This window comes from Mycobacterium sp. SMC-18 (assembly GCF_045310895.1).
Classification (GTDB): Bacteria; Actinomycetota; Actinomycetes; order Mycobacteriales; family Mycobacteriaceae; genus Mycobacterium.
This window is the reverse complement of sequence record NZ_JBJIAL010000147.1, coordinates 1-1050: the sequence shown is the minus strand read 5'-3', so window position 1 is coordinate 1050 and position 1050 is coordinate 1. Positions and strand designations below refer to the sequence as shown.

The following is a 1050-nucleotide window of genomic DNA, read 5'->3' as shown; positions in this document are numbered from 1 at the left end:
CTGGCGGGTGGGTGGCCTCCGAGTGCGGTGTGGCCGCGGTGGTGATTGTAGGTGTGGAGCCAGCGTGGGTATTCGGCGCAGCGCTCGGCGTCGTTGGTATAGAGGCGTGCGTAGGCCCATTCGTCGGCCAGGGTGCGGTGGAATCGTTCTACTTTGCCGTTGGTCTGGGGTCGATAGGGCTTGGTGCGGCGGTGCACTATATCCCCGAGCGCATCACGGAAGGCGTGCGATCGATAGCAAGAGCCATTGTCGGTCAATACGTTTCGGACCGTGATCCCACATTGGTGGAACCAATTGTTGGCGCGGATCCAGAATGCGGCCGCGGTCTCTTTGCGTTCATCGGCGAGTATCTCGCTGTAGACCAATCGAGAGTGGCCGTCGATGGCTGTGTGCAGAAAGTGATAGCCGCGCAGCGGTTGTCGGGATTTGTTGAAGACGCCGCTGCTCTTGTCTTGGTTGGAGTTGTGGCCGCCTTTGGTGCGGCCAAGCATCCGCCAGCCGCCTCCGGCAGGGATTTTGCCGAGCTTCTTGACATCGACATGAACCAGATCGCCGGCCGCTGCAGACTCGATGCGGCGTACGACCCGGCCAGTAGGGCGGTCCAACCAACGCAGTCGGGCGATGCCGTAGCGGGTCAGCACCCGATGCACAGTCGAGGGGTGAATGCCCAGCAGGTAACCGATTTGGGCTGGGCCCCAGCGACGGGTCACCCGAACCTTGATGATCCGGCGTTCGGTCCGGGTCGGTGTCTGGTTGGGGCTGCGGTGGGGTCGAGAGCTGCGGTCAACCATGCCGGCCGGTCCCAGTTCGCGATATCGGCAGGCCCAACGCCGGGCGGTCGTGACGGCGACCTGGAACCGCTCAGCAGCCCGGCGTAGCGACCAGCCTTCATCGACCACACAACGGGCCAAGCGCAGACGACCGGTTTCTGACAGCGGGGCATTACGGTGGGACACGAAGACCTCCGAGAGAGTTGGTGCGTTCCTAGACAGCTCGCACTTCACTCGGAGGTCTTCTTCATGTCACCACGCCACGCCGTACCTAACGTCC

General features: G+C 63.0%; 1 protein-coding gene. It reads right to left on the bottom strand.

Features of this window, described 5'->3' with window-relative positions; translation table 11 throughout:
- Window positions 1-956: IS481 family transposase (locus tag ACJH6J_RS30515; RefSeq protein WP_406805047.1), on the bottom strand; the 956-nt coding region annotated here is incomplete at its 3' end.
- Between the last annotated feature and the right edge of the window lie 94 nt (window positions 957-1050).